Consider the following 16,457-nt stretch of genomic DNA (forward strand, 5'->3'; position numbering starts at 1 on the left):
CCGTCGTGCACGTCGCGCACCTGACCCTGCACGACTTCCGGTCCTACGCCGACCTCGACGTCGAGCTGGGCCCGGGCGCGACGGCGTTCATCGGCCGCAACGGCCAGGGCAAGACCAACCTCGTCGAGGCGATCGACTACCTCTCGCGGCTCTCCTCGCACCGGGTCGCCTCCGACGCCCCGCTGGTCCGGGCCGGCGCGGACCAGGCCGTCGTGCGCGCCGCGGTCGTGCGCGACGGGCGTACGGCGGTGCTCGAGGTCGAGCTCAACCCCGGCCGGGCCAACCGGGCGCGGATCAACCGCTCCCCCCTCCCCCGACCACGCGAGATCATCGGCCTGGTGCGCACCGTGGTCTTCGCGCCTGACGACCTGACCCTGGTCAAGGGGGACCCCGGCGACCGGCGCAAGTTCCTCGACGACCTGCTCCTACTGCGCGCGCCGCGGCTCGGCGGGGTCCGCGCCGACTACGACCGGATCCTCAAGCAGCGCAACACCCTGCTCAAGACCGCCGGCGTGGCGCGCGGCGAGGCCCGCGACACGGCGCTGTCCACCCTGGGCGTGTGGGACGCCCACCTCGCACGCGTGGGCGCCGAGGTGCTCGCCGCCCGGCTCCGGCTGGTCGACGACCTGCGCCCCTACGTCGGCAAGGCCTACGAGGCCGTGGCCCGCGGGGCGAGCCGCGACGACGCCGAGATCGCCTACAAGCCGTCCTTCGAGCTCGACGGCGCGACGGACGCCGGCGACCTGACTGAGGCGCTGCTCGCCGAGCTGGAGCGGCGCCGCAAGGACGAGCTGGACCGCGGGATCTCGCTGGTCGGGCCGCACCGCGACGAGCTGCTGCTCACCCTCGGCAACGACGAGCTGCGGCTGCCGGTCAAGGGCTACGCCTCCCACGGCGAGTCCTGGTCGTTCGCGCTCGCGCTGCGCCTGGCGTCGTACGACCTGCTGCGCGCCGACGGGGACGACCCCATCCTGGTGCTCGACGACGTCTTCGCCGAGCTGGACGCGGAGCGGCGACGCCAGCTGGCCGAGCTGGTCGCGGGCGCCGAGCAGGTGCTGGTGACCGCGGCGGTGGCCGCGGACGTGCCGGCGGCGCTGCAGGGCGTGCGGTTCCTCGTCGCCGACGGGGAGGTGCGTCGTGACGACTGAGCCGCCCGAGGGGACCGGGGAGGACGTCGTGCATCCGGACCCGCCGGCCGAGGACCCGGACCGTCGGGACGACGGGCTCGACCTCGCCCGGGCGGCTCGCCGCGCCGCGGGCGCCGTACCCGGTCCGCAGCAGGCCAGGCGGCGCCGACCGCGTACGACGCCCGTCGACGCCCCGCGGCGGCGCGGCGGACCGCGGACGTCGGGGGCCTTCCCCTCCGACCGCGACCCGCAGCTGGTCGAGACGGCGCTGGAGCGGCTCGTCGCCAACCACGGGTGGGAGCTCGACCTGCGGGTGCAGTCGGTGTTCGGGCGCTGGGCCGAGCTGGTCGGCGACGAGGTGGCCTCCCACTGCACGCCCGAGTCGTTCGCCGACACCCGCCTGGTCGTGCGCACCGACTCCACGGCCTGGGCCACCCAGCTCAAGCTGCTGGCGCCGACCGTGGTGAGGCGTCTCAACGAGGAGCTCGGGCACGGGACGGTCACCGTGATCGACATCCAGGGACCCCACCTCCCGAGCTGGAAGAAGGGGCGGTTCTCCAGCCGCGACGGCCGGGGACCGCGGGACACCTACGGGTGAGGAGGGGGGTCGCGAAATGACGATCTCCCGGCCCGTTGGCCGTACAGGGGCCTGTCCGACCCCCTGAACGGCGCTCCGCGAGGCCCTCACGGGGCCCTCAGGGGCCCTTTTCATCCACAGATGGGTGTTTCCCCGGGGCAGGTACGTGGATTGTGGGCCCGTGACGGGTAGACTGAGGACTCGGGTCGCCGGCTCACCAGTCGCGGCCCTCTCCTATGTCACCGGCCCGACGCGGCCGACCAGTAGATGAGGTACGCGTGAGCGAAGGATCCGTCCCCGAGCTGCCCAACGGCGTCGAGTACGACGCCTCCGCGATCCAGGTGCTGGAGGGCCTCGAAGCGGTCCGCAAGAGGCCCGGCATGTACATCGGCTCCACCGGCGAGCGCGGCCTCCACCACCTCATCTGGGAGATCGTGGACAACGCGGTCGACGAGTCGATGGCCGGCTACTGCGACCGGATCGTCATCACCCTCCAGGCCGACGGCAGCGTCCGCGTCGAGGACAACGGCCGCGGCATCCCCACCGACACCGCGCCCGGGCAGGAGATGCCGGCGCTCACGATGGCGCTCACGATGCTGCACGCGGGCGGCAAGTTCGGCGGCGGCGGCTACAAGGTCTCCGGCGGCCTGCACGGCGTCGGCGTCTCGGTCGTCAACGCCCTCTCGACCCACCTCCACGCCGAGGTCCGCAACCGCGGCCACGTGTGGCGCCAGACCTTCACGCTCGGCGTCCCCGACGGCGACCTCGAGCAGGTCCGCCCGATGGAGGACGGCGAGCAGACCGGCACCACCATCACCTGGTGGGCCTCGGAGGACATCTTCGAGACCACGACCTACAACCTCGAGACGATCACCAACCGCATCCGCGAGATGGCGTTCCTCAACAAGGGACTCGAGATCGTGGTGCGCGACGAGCGCGAGCACGCCGACGAGGTGGCCGAAGCCGCGGCCGACAGCACCGTCGACCCCAGCGTCGACCAGTCGGGCTCCGACGCCATCAAGAAGACGGAGGCCGGCCTCGAGCGGGTCTTCAAGTACGACCGCGGCCTCGTCGACTACGTCGAGCACCTCAACCGTCGCAAGGACAAGGCCAACCCCACGATCATCTCATTCGAGGCCGAGTCGCCGGAGTCCTCCGGCGCCCACATGAGCCTCGAGGTGGCGATGCAGTGGAACACCTCGTTCACCGAGTCGGTGCACACCTTCGCCAACGCGATCAACACCCACGAGGGCGGCACCCACGAGGAGGGCTTCCGCTCGGCGCTCACCAGCCTGGTCAACCACTGGGGCGAGGAGTGGGGCCAGATCAAGAAGAAGGAGGACCGGGTCTCGGGTGACGACATCCGCGAGGGCCTGACCGCCATCATCTCGATCAAGCTCGAGGAGCCCCAGTTCGAGGGGCAGACCAAGACCAAGCTGGGCAACACCGAGGCCAAGGGCTTCACCCAGCGCATCGTCAACGACCAGCTCGGCGCCTGGTTCGAGCAGAACCCGGCCGAGGGCAGGGACATCGTCCGCAAGTCCCAGGCCGCGGCGTCGGCGCGGATCGCGGCCCGCAAGGCGCGCGACCTGGCCCGCAACCGCAAGGGCCTGCTCGGCGGCGGCGGCCTGCCCGGCAAGCTCAGCGACTGCCAGTCGACCAACCCCGCCGAGTGCGAGGTCTTCATCGTCGAGGGCGACTCGGCCGGCGGCTCGGCCCGCCAGGGCCGCGACCCGCGGGTCCAGGCGATCCTGCCGATCCGCGGCAAGATCCTCAACGTCGAGAAGGCCCGCATCGACAAGGTGCTGGCCAACACCGAGGTCCAGGCGATCATCTCCGCACTCGGCACCGGCATCCACGAGGAGTTCAGCCTCGAGAAGCTGCGCTACCACAAGGTCGTGCTGATGGCGGACGCCGACGTCGACGGCCACCACATCAACACCCTGCTCCTGACGCTCCTCTTCCGGTTCATGAAGCCGCTGATCGAGCACGGCTACGTCTACATGGCCCAGCCGCCGCTCTACCGGATCCGCTGGAACAAGCCGGCCGAGCACGAGTTCGTCTACTCCGACGCCGAGCGCGACGCCCTGATGCGCGACGGCCTCGAGAACGGCAAGAAGCTCCCCAAGGAGAACCCGGTCCAGCGCTACAAGGGCCTCGGCGAGATGAACGCCGAGGAGCTGTGGGAGACCACGATGAACCCCGAGCAGCGGCTCATGCTCCAGGTCACCCTCGACGACGCCGCCCAGGCCGACGAGGTCTTCTCCACGCTGATGGGCGAGGACGTCGAGCAGCGACGGTCCTTCATCCAGCGCAACGCCAAGGACGTCCGATTCCTCGATATCTGAGTGTCTAAGACCAGACCTAGATTCGAGTAGATCTCCCGAGAAGGACACTGATCCATGACTGAGACCACCGACAACCTCGCCGGACCCGGTGGCGGCGGCCGCATCGAGCCCATCGAGCTCCAGACCTCGATGCAGCGCGCCTACATCGACTACGCGATGGCGGTCATCGTGGGCCGGGCACTGCCCGACGTGCGCGACGGCCTCAAGCCGGTCCACCGCCGGGTGCTCTACGCGATGTACGACGGGGGCTACCGCCCCGACCGCGGCTTCTCCAAGTGCTCGCGCGTCGTCGGCGACGTCATGGGTCAGTACCACCCGCACGGCGACACCGCGATCTACGACACCCTGGTCCGCCTCGCGCAGCCGTGGGTGATGCGGGCCCCGCTCGTCAACGGGCAGGGCAACTTCGGCTCGGCGGGCAACGACGCGGCCGCCGCCATGCGGTACACCGAGTGCCGGATGGCGCCGCTCGCGCTGGAGATGGTCCGCGACATCGAGCAGGACACCGTCGACTTCCAGCCCAACTACGACGGTCGCTCCCAGGAGCCGGTCGTCCTGCCCTCGCGCTACCCCAACCTGCTGGTCAACGGCTCGGCGGGCATCGCGGTCGGCATGGCGACCAACATCCCGCCGCACAACCTCCGCGAGGTCGCCGACGGTGCCCGCTGGGCGCTCCAGCACCCGGACGCGTCCCGCGAGGAGCTGCAGGACGCGCTGATCGAGCGGATCAAGGGCCCCGACTTCCCCAACGGCGCGCTGATCGTCGGCCGCGAGGGCATCGAGCAGGCCTACCGCACCGGTCGCGGCTCGGTCACCCAGCGAGCCGTCATCGAGGTCGACGAGGACGCCAAGGGTCGCACCTGCCTGTCGATCACCGAGCTGCCCTACATGGTCAACCCGGACAACCTGGCGCTCAAGATCGCCGAGCTCGCCGACTCCGGCAAGGTCCAGGGCATCTCCGACGTGCGCGACGACTCCTCGGGTCGCACCGGCCAGCGCCTCGTCGTGGTGCTCAAGCGCGACGCGGTGGCCCGCGTGGTGCTCAACAACCTGCTCAAGCACACCGAGCTGCAGACCAACTTCAGCGCCAACATGCTGGCCCTGGTCGACGGCGTGCCCCGCACCCTGACGATCGACCAGTTCGTCAGCAACTGGGTGGGCCACCAGATCGAGGTCATCCAGCGGCGTACCCGCTTCCGCCTCGCCGAGGCCGAGAAGCAGGCCCACGTCTACCGCGGCCTGGTCAAGGCGCTCGACGCCCTCGACGAGGTCATCGCGCTCATCCGTCGCTCCCCCGACGTCGCCGAGGCCCGCGAGGGCCTGATCGCCCTGCTCGACATCGACGACGTGCAGGCCGACGCGATCCTGGGCATGCAGCTGCGCCAGCTGGCGGCCCTGCAGCGCCAGAAGATCATCGACCGCCTCGCCGAGCTCGAGCTGATCATCGCCGACCTCGAGGACATCCTGGCCAACGAGTCGCGGCAGCGGCAGATCGTGGTCGACGAGCTCGACGAGATCGTGGAGAAGTTCGGCGACGACCGTCGTACGCAGATCATCGCCGCCGACGGGGACCTCTCGATGGAGGACCTCATCCCGGACGAGGAGCTGGTCGTCTCCATCACGCGCGGCGGCTACGCCAAGCGGACCCTGCGCCAGCAGTACCGGCTCCAGAAGCGCGGGGGCAAGGGCGTGCGCGGCGCGACCCTGCGCGGCGACGACGTGGTCGAGCACTTCATCTCCACGACCAACCACCACTGGCTGCTGTTCTTCACCACGGCGGGCCGGGTCTACCGCACCAAGGCCTACAACCTCCCCGAGGCCGCCCGTGACGCCAAGGGCGGTCACGTGGCCGGCCTGCTGTCCTTCCAGCCCGACGAGGACATCGCCCAGGTGCTGGCGATCCGCGACTACGAGCAGGCTCCCTACCTCGTGCTCGCCACCCGCAACGGACTGGTCAAGAAGACCCGGCTGGGCGACTACAACTCCCCGCGCCAGGCCGGCGTCATCGCGATCAACTTCCGCGAGGACGACGACGAGCTGATCGGCGCCGAGCTGGTCAACGCCGAGGACGACATCCTGCTCGTCTCCCGCAAGGGCCAGGCGATCCGCTTCAAGGCCGACGACTCCCAGCTGCGCCCGATGGGCCGCGCGACGAGCGGCGTCTCGGGCATGAAGTTCCGCGACGGCGACTCGCTGCTGTCGATGTCGGTGATCCGTGCCGCCCAGGTGGCCGCTGAGGTCGCCGCCGGGCTCGACGACGAGACCCCCGGCGACGAGGTCGCCGCGCCGACCGAGGGCGCGGTCGAGGAGGCCCCGGGCAACGAGGAGGTCGCCACCGAGGCCGGGACCGGCGTGGTGAAGCCGCAGTACGTCTTCACCATCACCGACGGCGGCTTCGCCAAGCGCACCCGGATCAACGACTACCGCACGCAGTCCCGCGGCGGCCTGGGCATCAAGGCGATGTCGCTGGCCAACGAGGACCGTGGCGGGCTGGTCGGCGCCTTCATCGTCGAGGACGGTGACGAGGTGCTCTCGATCACCACCGGCGGCCAGGTGGTGCGCAGCCCCATCAACGAGGAGTTCCGCCCCACGGGCCGCTCGACGATGGGCGTGAAGTTCGTGACGCCCAAGAAGGACGACAGCGTCGCGGTCGTCGCCCGGTCGGTCGAGGCCCGCGAGGAGGAGGCCGACGAGGTGGAGAACGGACCGGTCGACGAGACCGCCGCCGAGGCTGCCGACACCGGCTCCGACACGTCCGTCGACACCGCCGGGGCGACCACCGGGGGTGTCGACGAATCGCTCGAGGTTGCCGACGGTGCAACAATCGAGAGTCCGTCCGAGCCCGCTGAGGAGTGATCCATGTCCGAGCGCACCGCTTCCCGACCGCAGGGCAGCCCGCGCGGTGACGACCCCGCCGCGTCTCGGCCCTCCCTGGGCGCGAGGGTCCAGGCCAAGCTGTCCAACGCCGCGACCGAGCACCGCGCCAACGCCGACGCCGAGGCCAAGGACCCGCGCCTCGGTCGCCGCGCCACCGACCGGCCGAGGAGCAAGTCCCCCCGCCGCGCACGGCTGCGGCTGACCCGGGTCGACCCCTGGTCGGTGATGAAGACCTCCTTCCTGCTGTCGGTGGCCTTCGGTGTGGTGACCTTCGTGGCGGTCTTCATGGTCTGGTCGGTGCTCGGCGCCGCCGGCGTGTGGGACTCCATCAACGCGACCGTGGCCAGCGTCGTCGAGGGGGACACCAACACCAGCGACTTCGACGTCACCGACTACGTCGGGATGGGCCGCGTGCTCGGCTTCACGCTGTTGGTCAGCATCATCGACGTGATCCTGCTGACCGCCATCGCGACCCTGACGGCGTTCCTCTACAACATGTCCGCGGCCCTGCTCGGGGGCATCGAGGTCACCCTCGCGGAGGACGAGCGCTGAGCCCTGCTGCGGTCGTCGTACGCCGGGTACCGGCGTTTTGTGACGGTCCTCCGGCGTGGGGTAGTGTTCCCCCTCGGCCGCCCGTGGCGGCCGTGTCGTCGTCCGCGGCGACTCGGGCCTATAGCTCAGACGGTTAGAGCGCTTCCCTGATAAGGAAGAGGTCACAGGTTCAAGTCCTGTTAGGCCCACCGACGTCCCACCCGTGGCTCGTGCCCCGCCCCCTTGGAGGAGCGCCCGTGAAGAAGATCATCCTGGTCCTGCTCGCCGTGGGCGGTGCCGCACTCGCCAAGAAGAAGATGGACGAGGGCAAGTCCGAGCAGGCCCTGTGGGCCGAGGCGACCGACACCGTCCACAAGTCCTGATCCGTCGGCCCGCGGGCCGACCCAGGGGCCTTGGCGCAATTGGTAGCGCACCTGCTTTGCAAGCAGGGGGTTAGGGGTTCGAGTCCCCTAGGCTCCACCACGACGACGTCGGGCCCTAGCCTCATCGGGTGACGTCCTCTCTCGCGCGGGCCCTGCGCCGCAACGACGGCCCGTGGCTGCGGCACCCGGCGCAGGTCGTGGTGGTCGCGTTCGCGCTCGCAGTGATCGTCGGGACGTTGCTGCTGATGCTCCCGCCGGCCCGGACCGGAGGGGACGGGGCCCCGCTGATGGTGGCCCTGTTCACCTCCACCAGCGCGGTGTGCGTGACGGGTCTGGTCGTCGTGGACACGCCGTCGTACTGGTCGACCTTCGGTGAGGTCGTGATCCTCGCGCTGATCCAGGTCGGGGGCTTCGGGATCATGACCCTCGCGTCGCTGCTCGGCCTCCTGGTGTTCCGCCGGCTGGGCCTGCGGTCGCGACTGACGGCCGCCGCCGAGACCAAGGCCACCGGGCTCGGCGACGTCCGCACGGTGGTCAAGGGCGTCGTGGCCATCAGCCTGCTCTTCGAGCTCGCCACGGCGGTGCTGCTCACCTTGCGGTTCGCGTGGGGGTACGACGAGGCGTGGGGACGTGCGGCGTACCTCGGGGTGTTCCACGCGGTCTCGGCCTTCAACAACGCCGGGTTCGCGCTCTACAGCGACAGCCTGATGGGGTTCGTGTCGGACCCGTGGATCTGCCTGCCCATCGCGTTCGCGGTGATCGCCGGAGGACTCGGGTTCCCGGTGTGGCTCGAGCTGTACCGCCGGTTCCACCCCACGTGGGCGTGGAGCATGCACACCAGGATGACGCTGAGCGTCACGGCGGCGCTCCTGGTCCTCGGCACCGTCTTCGTGACGGCCAGCGAGTGGAGCAACCCCGCCACCCTCGGGACCCTCAGCGCGCCGGACCGCCTCCTGGCCGGCTTCTTCCAGGCCGTCATGCCGCGCACGGCGGGCTTCAACAGCCTCGACTACGGCCAGATGCGCGACGGCACCCTGCTGGGGACCGAGATGTTGATGTTCATCGGTGGCGGGTCGGCCGGCACGGCGGGCGGCATCAAGGTGACCACGTTCATCCTGCTGTTCTTCGTGATCTTCGCCGAGGTGCGCGGCGAGTCCGACGTGGTGGCCTTCGGCCGCCGGATCGACCCGCGCGCCATCCGCCAGGCGCTGACCGTGGCGCTGCTGTCCCTGGGCGCCGTGGTGGCGTCGACGCTCGTCATCCTGCAGGTGAGCGACGTGCCCACCGAGGACGCCCTGTTCGAGGTGGTGTCGGCCTTCGCCACCGTCGGGCTCTCGACCGGCATCACCGCCGACCTGCCCACGGCCGGGCACCTGGTCCTCACGCTGCTGATGTTCACCGGGCGCCTGGGTCCCATCACACTGGTCTCGGCGCTCGCGATGCGCGAGCACGCCGCCCTGCACCGTCTGCCGGAAGGAAGGCCACTCATTGGCTAGGAAGAACATCGACGGCGTCGTGGTGGTCGGGCTGGGCCGCTTCGGCCGCTCGCTGGCGCTGGAGCTCACCAAGGAGGGTGTCGAGGTCCTCGGCGTCGACTCCGACCCACGGGTGGTGCGTTCCCTCGCCGGCCGGCTGACCCACGTCGTGGAGGCCGACTCCACCGACCTGGAGGCCATGCGGGAGCTCGGGGTCGCCGAGTTCGACCGCGCCGTCGTCGGCGTCGGCACCAACCTCGAGGCCAGCATCCTGTCGGCGTCGGTGGTGCTCGAGCTCGGGGTCCGACATGTGTGGTCCAAGGCCATCAGCCAGTCGCACGCCCGCATCCTGGACCAGATCGGCGTCCACCACGTCGTACGCCCCGAGCACGACATGGGCAAGCGGGTGGCGCACCTGGTCACCGGCCGGATGATCGAGTACATCGAGTTCGACGACGGCTACGCCTTCGCCAAGACCAGGCCTCCGCGCGCCCTCATCGGTCGAAGCCTCGCCGGCTTCGGGGTGCGGCAGGAGTACGGCGTCACGATCGTCGGTGTCAAGGCGGCGGGCGAGGACTTCACCTACGCCACACCCAGCACCGTGCTGCGGGACGGCGCCGAGATCATCGTCTCCGGGCCCAAGGACAAGGTGGAGCGGTTCAGCGCGCTGGGCGACGAGGGGGGCGCCGGACCCCGGACCGAGCGCCGTACCCCTCGCCCCACCTGGTGACGCGGCGGCGTACGACGCTGCGTCAGGGCGTCAGGGCTCGCGGGGGGTGAAGCGGCCCAGGGTGTCGTCGCCCTCCTCCACGATGCCGTAGCTCGACTCGGGAATGGGGTTCCACGCGCCCACGAGGTCGCCGAGCGGCTCGGACACGACGACCCTGGTCTCGTCGGAGAGCCGGTGGAACACCGGGTTGTCGGGGTACATCTGGCGCAGGGCCGTGATCGCCGTGCTGACGTACAACGTGCGGCTGCGGCCCTCGCTGGAGTAGCGGAACCCCCACAGGCGCTCGCCGTCGGTGGTCGCGACGGTCATCTGCATCGGCGCCTCGACGCCGTGGCGCCGCGCGGTGGCCTCGACGAAGCCGACCATGCGCTCGACCGCCGGCACGGCCTCCTCCCGCAGCCCGAAGGTGAGCGCGAGGTAGAACATCACCTCGGAGTCAGTCGACCCCCCGATGGAGGGATAGAGCTCCGGGTCGATCGCGAGGACCAGGTCCCGCTTGAGCACCTCGAAGTGCTTGATCGCCCCGTTGTGGACCCACAGCCACCGGTCGTGGCGGAACGGGTGGCAGTTGGTCTGCTGGACCGGGGTGCCCGTGCTGGCCCGGATGTGGGCCAGGAAGAGCCCCGACGAGGTGGACCTGGCGATCTCCCGGAGGTTCTGGTCACCCCACGCCGGGCCGACGCCGCGGAACAGGACCGGGACCTGGCTGCCGCGGCTGTCGGGCAGCCACGTGCTCGCGCCGTCCACGCCGTACCAACCGATCCCGAAGCCGTCACCGTTCGTGGTCTCGACGCCCATCCGTGCGTGCATGCTCTGGTCGATCAGGGAGTGCTCGGGCTTGTAGAGGAGCTCCTCCAGCAGGATGGGGGTCCCGGAGTACGCCAGCCACCGACACATGGTCGGCCTCCCTCCACGTCGACGCGAGCCCCGACCGGCCCGTCCGGGGCAGGGTCTCGCGCGGGTCGCCGGCGCACCTCACCCCCCTCGGGTGAGGTGCGGGCCGAGAGCCGTTCCCCATCCTGTGCGTGGGTCCGCCCTGCAGCGTGGATCCACCGTGACCGGGTGGAGGAGAGCCGTGCTGACCGAGGGCCTGACCGTGGGCGTGGAGGAGGAGTTCCTGCTGGTCGACCCCACGGGAGCCCTGGCGCCCGTCGCACCCGACGTGCTGCGCCGGGTGGCCGACGACCGGGTGAAGCCCGAGCTCATGCGCTACCAGGTCGAGACGACGTCCGGCGTGTGCACCGACCTGGGTGACCTCGAACGCCAGCTGGCCGACCTGCGGCACGCCGTGGCCGAGGCGGCGGTCGGCGTGGGGGCCCACCTGGTGGCGGCCGGGGCGCCGTTGCGGGACGGGTCCGGCGTCGAGCTGCTGACCCAGACCGACCGCTACCGCGCGCTCGCGACCCACTTCCCGGACGCGGCGGCGACGAGCGGCACGTGCGCCTGCCAGGTCCACGTCGGCATCGGTGACCGCGAGCTGGCCGTCCAGGTCCTGGGGCGGCTGCGGCCCTGGCTGCCGACGCTGTTCGCCCTCAGCACCAACTCGCCGGTGAGCGGGGGGCGCGACAGCGGCTGGAGCAGCACCCGTTACGGCCGGCAGCTGCGCTGGCCCACGTTCACGGCGCCCGCGCCGTGGCGCACGGCGGCGGCGTACGACCGTGCCGTGCGGTCCCTGGTGGGCAGCGGGGCGGCCCTCGACCCGCGCAACGTCTACTTCCTGGCACGGCTCTCGCCGCGCTACCCCACCATCGAGATCCGGGTGGCGGACACCGCGCTCGAGGTGGCGGACGCCGTCCTGCTGGCGGGGGTGTGCCGGGCCCTGGTGTCGTCCCTGGTCGAGGACGTACGCCGCGGGCGGCCGTCGGCGGTCGTGTCCGACCCGGACCTGCGCGCCGACCTGCTCGACGTGGCGGCCCACGGTGCGCCGACCTCCGAGCGCGCCCACGGTGCGACCTGGGCGGACCTGCTGCGCACGATCCTCCCCGGGCTCAGGCTCACCGGCGACGCGGAGCTTGTCATGGCGGGGCTCGACCGCGTGGCGAGGATCGGCACCGGGGCCGTGCGGCAGCGCCGACTGCTGGCGGGCAGCCGCGACCTGGAGCACTTCGTCCCCCGGCTGGCGGCCACGGCCGTGTCCGACGCACCCGTCCAGGGGTCCGCCTAGGACCTACGGCACCCCGGGTCGGTGCGCTCGTCCCTGCTGCGGACGACCGACGAGGAGCAGGCTGGACAGCAGGAGATCCCTGCGAGGAGGCCGGCATGAGACGCCCGACGGTCGTCGCGCTGAGCGCGCTGGTGGTGGCGGTGCTCGCCCTGGCCGGCGTGGCCGTGGTCCAGGGGAATGACGACGGCCACGGTCCAGGGATGATGACCACCGCCGTGGACCGGGACCCCGGGCCCCGGGGCCGCGACGGCTTCCCGCGCGGGACGCCTGGCTGGATGGCCGGCGGGATGATGAACGGCGGCATGCACGGCCTGATGGGTGGCCCGATGAACGGCATGGCCGGCATGCACGTCGTACGCAGCGAGCAGGAGTTCCTCGTCGAGATGGTCGCCCACCACGAGGAGGCCATCGAGGCGGCCGGCGAGCTGGCCCGGTCCGAGCGCGCGGAGATGCGCGAGCTGGGCCGCTCGATCGTGGAGGGCCAGACCGCGGAGGTCGAGCAGATGCGGGAGTGGCTGGCGCGGTGGTACCCGGACGCGCCGACGGACGCCGACTACGAGCCGATGATGCGCGACCTCAGCGGGCTGTCCGGCGACCGGCTCGACCAGGTCTTCCTCGAGGACATGGTGTGGCACCACATGGCCGCGGTGATGATGTCGCGGCAGCTGGTGGCCCGTGACCTGGCCGAGCACGACGAGGTCGAGGAGCTCGCCGGGACGATCGCCGCCGCCCAGCACGCCGAGATCCTCATGATGCGCCGGTGGCTGTGGGAGTGGTTCGGCTGAGTCCGCCGGATGCGGAATCACCGGCTGCCCGGTGAACCCGTGGGTTCGGCCACGCTGCAGCGCGCGCCATCCCACTGAATCACCGGGTGCCCGGTGATTCCGCGAGAGCGCCCTCAGCGGCGCCGGAGCAGCGAGCGCGGGTCGAGCGGCGCGAGCAGGCGGCGTACGGGACGGGCGGCGGACCGCAGCCCGGAGCGCTCCTCCTCGACGAGGCGCCAGAACGCGTCGGCGTCGTCGGGCTCGTCGGGCGAGAAGGTCGCGACGTCGGCCTCGCGCGCGAGCGAGGTGGGTACGCCGATCGCGACGGCCTGGGCGGGCCGCGGACTGCGGGGGACGGTCACCCCGAGGTCGTGGGCGGTGTCCACCAGCTCGTCCCAGCCGCCGAGGTAGGCCAGCGAGGCCGGGGTGGCGCCGCGGCGGCGACGCCGGCGCAGACCCTTGAGCAGCGGCACGACCCCGGCCGCGAGCGGGACCAGGAGGAGCAGCGGCCAGCGCGGCAGCGGCCGGTCGGTCGCCTCCTCCCGGGCGGACTCGTCCTCCAGCGCCTCCTCGGGCTCGGGCTGCTGCGTTGGCGGGCGGTCCTGCGGGCGCGGGGCGGGAGGCAGGGCCACCTCGGGCAGCGGCGCGGAGTCGCGTCGCGGCGGACGGCGGCCCATGAAGGCGCGGGTGGGCAGCACCCGCCAGGTGCCGTTGCCCACGCGCACCTCCACCCACGCGTCGAGGTGCTTGCCCTTGATCACCCCGTTGCGGCCGAGCACGGCGCCGACGGCGACCCGGGCCGGCACCCCGATCCGGTTGGCCAGCAGCGCCATCGTGGCGGCGTACTGCTCGTCGTTGCCGACCATCATCGGCGCGTTGACGAAGCCCTCGTCGAGCCGTTGCGCGTCGTGGCCCTCCTCGAAGCGCGCCTCCCAGCCGAACGCGCCGTCGGAGTAGCGCCCGCGCGCCCGGAGCCGGTCGGCGATCCGGAAGACGCCGGCCATCGGCGTCCGGGCGCCGAGCGACCACGCCCGGGCCGGCACGTCGAGGAAGGCGGCCGCCTCCTGGAGGGTGGCGTCCGGCCGGCGCCACGGCTTCATCCGCACGGTGAGCCGGTCGGGGGTCGGGACGGCGGTGAGGACGTAGTCCTCGTTGACGTGCAGCCCACCGGGCAGCAGCGCGGTGTCGGTGGCGCGGTTGTAGCGCAGGTCGGGCAGCCGGTCGCTCGCGTAGTCGTCGTAGAAGTCGAAGGCCTGCAGGGCGCCGATGGTCGGCACCCACGGCAGGTCCCACGTGTTGCGCACGAAGACCGTGTAGAGCCGCTCCTCGCCGCGCGCCGGGTTGTCCACCCGCGAGGACACCCGCAGGAAGCGGTCGGTGAAGTCGTCGGGGCTGGCGTCGTCGGCGGCGTACCAGCGGGTCCCGTCGTAGCGGTCCAGGACGGCCACCCGCACGCGCGTCCCCGGCTCGGCGCCGCGGACCCGGAAGAGCTTGCGGTCGGCCAGGTTGGTGTAGACGCCCGACCCCTGGTCGCGGAAGCGCCGGAACGCCGAGAGCGGCGTGGTGAGGTAGGACGAGTCGTAGGGCTGCACCACCTCGCGCAGGACGTCGCGCCGGTTGTCCGCCGGCACCTCGACCACCGAGTACGACGCCGCGGCGACGAGGCCGACGACCCCCAGGCCGACCAGCAGCCGGGGCCCGGAGACGGCGGCGGTCGGCGCGTCACCGGCGCGGCCGGCCTCGACCCGCAGCCCGCGGTGGGCCACCCAGGCGAGCGCGACCACGCCGAACCCGACGCCCTGCAGCGGCGTCGAGAACGGGTCGGTCACGCCCAGCAGGAGGGCGAGGACCAGCGCCACCAGCAGGGGCAGCAGCGGCAGCACCGGCCGGCGGCTGCGCAGCGCCAGGACGGAGGCGATGGCGGCGGGCAGCATCCCCAGCGCGTAGGGGATCAGCAACACCGTCCCGCGGCTGTCGACCGGCGGCGCGGTCTCCACCAGGAGCCGCCAGGAGCCGACCGTGCCGACCGCGACGTCGGTGATCGTCTCGATGCCCGGCACGCCGAGGAACAGCCCGGAGGAGCCGAGGGCCAGCGCGCCGGCGGTGAGCAGGTAGGGCACCGGCAGCAGCGGGACGACCACGCCGATCCCGAGCCGCAGGGTGGTGAGCACCAGCGTCCAGACCAGGCCGATGGCCACGCCGGCCGCGGCGACGACGATCCACCTGACGCCGGCGAAGGTGTCCCAGAAGCCCGCCAGGGTGATCGCCGCCAGCACCACCACGGCGAGCAGGTCGACGGCGGCGTACGGCGGCAGCGGCCGGGTCCGGACGCTCACGAGGCCGCCGCCATCAGCCCGGGCAGCTCGCCGAGCCGGCCCACGGTCACCGTGTCGTGGCCGTGCAGCCGCACGAGGCCGGCCGCCTCCCCGGGAGCCGCTCGCAGCACCACGACGCGGACGTCGGCGGGCAGGGTCGCGGTGGTGCGGGCCAGTGCCTCCGGATCGGTGGCGCCGCCGGTCACCAGCAGGAGCACGCTGGTCTCGGGAGCCAGCCGGAGGGCCGAGAGCACCTGCTCGGCCCACGGCCCGGCGTCCGGCTCGGGCGCGATCCGGCAGGTCGCGTCGAGGACGGTCGGGGCGGGCAGCGCGGTGGACTGCACGGACCCGCACGCCAGGCTGACGTCGTACTCCTCCCGGGCGGCGCACACGAGCAGCGACGCCGCGACCGAGGCGGCGAGCTCGAACCCCTCGGGGGTGGGGTACGACGCGGGGTCGGCGTCCACGACGACGGTGGCGTGGTTGCGTCGGGTGTCGTGGTACTGCCGGACGAGCAGCTCGCCGGCCCGGGCGGAGGAGCGCCAGTGGACGTGGCGCAGGTCGTCGCCCGGGACGTACTCCCGCAGCGCGTGGAAGGCCAGGTCGCTCATGGAGACCCGGTCGCTGGGCGTGCCCTCGAGGTCGCGTGCCTGGCCGGACCCCAGGCTCGGCACCAGGACCATCACCGGCCGCACGAACAGCTCGCGGGCGTCGCCCCAGCGCACCGGTCGGTGCAGGAGGCCGAGGGGGTCGGCGCGCACCGCCGTGGCCGGCCCCACGGGCAGCACGCCGCGGACCAGGCCGTCGACGGTGACCGTGGCCCGCTCCCGGGCCCCCCTCCCCAGGGAGGGCATCCGCACCCAGGTGGTCCGGTCGCCGACCGGCACCCGGACCAGGGGCTGCCACAGCGGCAGCGACCCCCGGTTGGTCGCGGTGAGCGCCACCTCCACGGCCTCGCCGGCCGTGGTCCGGGGCGGCCGCAGGCGCAGGTCGGCGTCCACGTGCATCGGCAGCAGCAGCCACGGGAGCGCGGCGAGCAGGATCCCCACGCAGGTCACCCCGACCAGTCGCAGCTCGACGAGGCCCCACAGGGTCGAGGCGGCGTACGCGAGGATCCCGAGCAGCAGCACGGCGCGACCGGTCGGCGTCACGGTCCGGACTCCCGC

General features: G+C 72.2%; 13 protein-coding genes and 2 tRNA genes. 12 read left to right on the plus strand and 3 right to left on the minus strand.

Annotated features, from left to right (window positions below; genetic code table 11):
* Positions 1-5: 5 nt before the first annotated feature.
* The 10 genes from recF to DAI17_RS10925 all read left to right on the plus strand — a co-directional run bounded on the left by recF (position 6) and on the right by DAI17_RS10925 (position 10,048).
* Positions 6-1,148 carry a DNA replication/repair protein RecF gene (recF, locus tag DAI17_RS10885; RefSeq protein WP_107772962.1) on the plus strand — a complete coding sequence of 381 codons (1,143 nt, stop codon included), beginning with the start codon at positions 6-8 and terminating at the stop codon, positions 1,146-1,148.
* Entirely contained in the window at positions 1,138-1,725 is a 588-nt protein-coding gene (locus DAI17_RS10890; protein WP_107772963.1) for a DUF721 domain-containing protein, read from the plus strand. Before recF ends, DAI17_RS10890 begins: the two co-directional genes overlap by 11 nt.
* 215 nt (positions 1,726-1,940) lie before the next feature.
* Positions 1,941-4,052, plus strand: a complete 2,112-nt coding sequence (gene gyrB / locus DAI17_RS10895) for a DNA topoisomerase (ATP-hydrolyzing) subunit B (RefSeq protein WP_107772964.1) — start codon at positions 1,941-1,943, stop codon at positions 4,050-4,052.
* Positions 4,053-4,106: 54 nt separating this feature from the next.
* Positions 4,107-6,908: a DNA gyrase subunit A gene (gyrA, locus tag DAI17_RS10900; protein ID WP_107772965.1), complete on the plus strand. Its 2,802-nt coding sequence runs from the start codon at positions 4,107-4,109 to the stop codon at positions 6,906-6,908.
* 3 nt (positions 6,909-6,911) lie between these two features.
* On the plus strand, positions 6,912-7,481 hold the full coding sequence (locus DAI17_RS10905) for a DUF3566 domain-containing protein (RefSeq protein WP_107772966.1): 570 nt from the start codon (positions 6,912-6,914) through the stop codon (positions 7,479-7,481).
* Between the two features lie 114 nt (positions 7,482-7,595).
* Positions 7,596-7,669, plus strand: a tRNA-Ile gene (locus DAI17_RS10910).
* 48 nt (positions 7,670-7,717) lie between these two features.
* A complete protein-coding gene (locus tag DAI17_RS21530) occupies positions 7,718-7,843 on the plus strand; it encodes a DLW-39 family protein (RefSeq protein WP_234412445.1) in 126 nt (41 codons plus the stop codon).
* Between the two features lie 24 nt (positions 7,844-7,867).
* Positions 7,868-7,943, plus strand: a tRNA-Ala gene (locus DAI17_RS10915).
* Between the two features lie 28 nt (positions 7,944-7,971).
* Positions 7,972-9,339, plus strand: a complete 1,368-nt coding sequence (locus tag DAI17_RS10920; RefSeq protein ID WP_234412446.1) for a TrkH family potassium uptake protein — start codon at positions 7,972-7,974, stop codon at positions 9,337-9,339.
* On the plus strand, positions 9,332-10,048 hold the full coding sequence (locus DAI17_RS10925; RefSeq protein WP_107772967.1) for a potassium channel family protein: 717 nt from the start codon (positions 9,332-9,334) through the stop codon (positions 10,046-10,048). The genes DAI17_RS10920 and DAI17_RS10925 overlap by 8 nt, the downstream gene beginning before the upstream one ends.
* A gap of 30 nt (positions 10,049-10,078) precedes the next feature.
* Here DAI17_RS10925 and DAI17_RS10930 read toward each other — a convergent pair whose 3' ends face one another.
* Positions 10,079-10,945, minus strand: a complete 867-nt coding sequence (locus DAI17_RS10930) for a class II glutamine amidotransferase (protein ID WP_107773301.1) — start codon at positions 10,943-10,945, stop codon at positions 10,079-10,081.
* A gap of 178 nt (positions 10,946-11,123) precedes the next feature.
* On the opposite strand from DAI17_RS10930, the gene DAI17_RS10935 reads away from it, so the two are divergent.
* Positions 11,124-12,212: a carboxylate-amine ligase gene (locus tag DAI17_RS10935; RefSeq protein WP_159081480.1), complete on the plus strand. Its 1,089-nt coding sequence runs from the start codon at positions 11,124-11,126 to the stop codon at positions 12,210-12,212.
* Positions 12,213-12,307: 95 nt separating this feature from the next.
* Complete coding sequence (locus tag DAI17_RS10940; RefSeq protein WP_107772969.1) at positions 12,308-12,997, plus strand: DUF305 domain-containing protein; 690 nt, start codon at positions 12,308-12,310, stop codon at positions 12,995-12,997.
* A 113-nt stretch (positions 12,998-13,110) separates the two neighbouring features.
* On the opposite strand, the gene DAI17_RS10945 is transcribed toward DAI17_RS10940, so the two are convergent.
* A complete protein-coding gene (locus tag DAI17_RS10945) occupies positions 13,111-15,312 on the minus strand; it encodes a transglutaminase-like domain-containing protein (RefSeq protein ID WP_107772970.1) in 2,202 nt (733 codons plus the stop codon).
* On the minus strand, positions 15,309-16,442 hold the full coding sequence (locus DAI17_RS10950; RefSeq protein ID WP_159081481.1) for a DUF58 domain-containing protein: 1,134 nt from the start codon (positions 16,440-16,442) through the stop codon (positions 15,309-15,311). Before DAI17_RS10950 ends, DAI17_RS10945 begins: the two co-directional genes overlap by 4 nt.
* Positions 16,443-16,457: the final 15 nt, after the last annotated feature.

It is taken from the genome of Nocardioides sediminis (assembly GCF_003047295.1).
In the GTDB taxonomy this organism is placed as follows: Bacteria; Actinomycetota; Actinomycetes; order Propionibacteriales; family Nocardioidaceae; genus Nocardioides; species Nocardioides sediminis.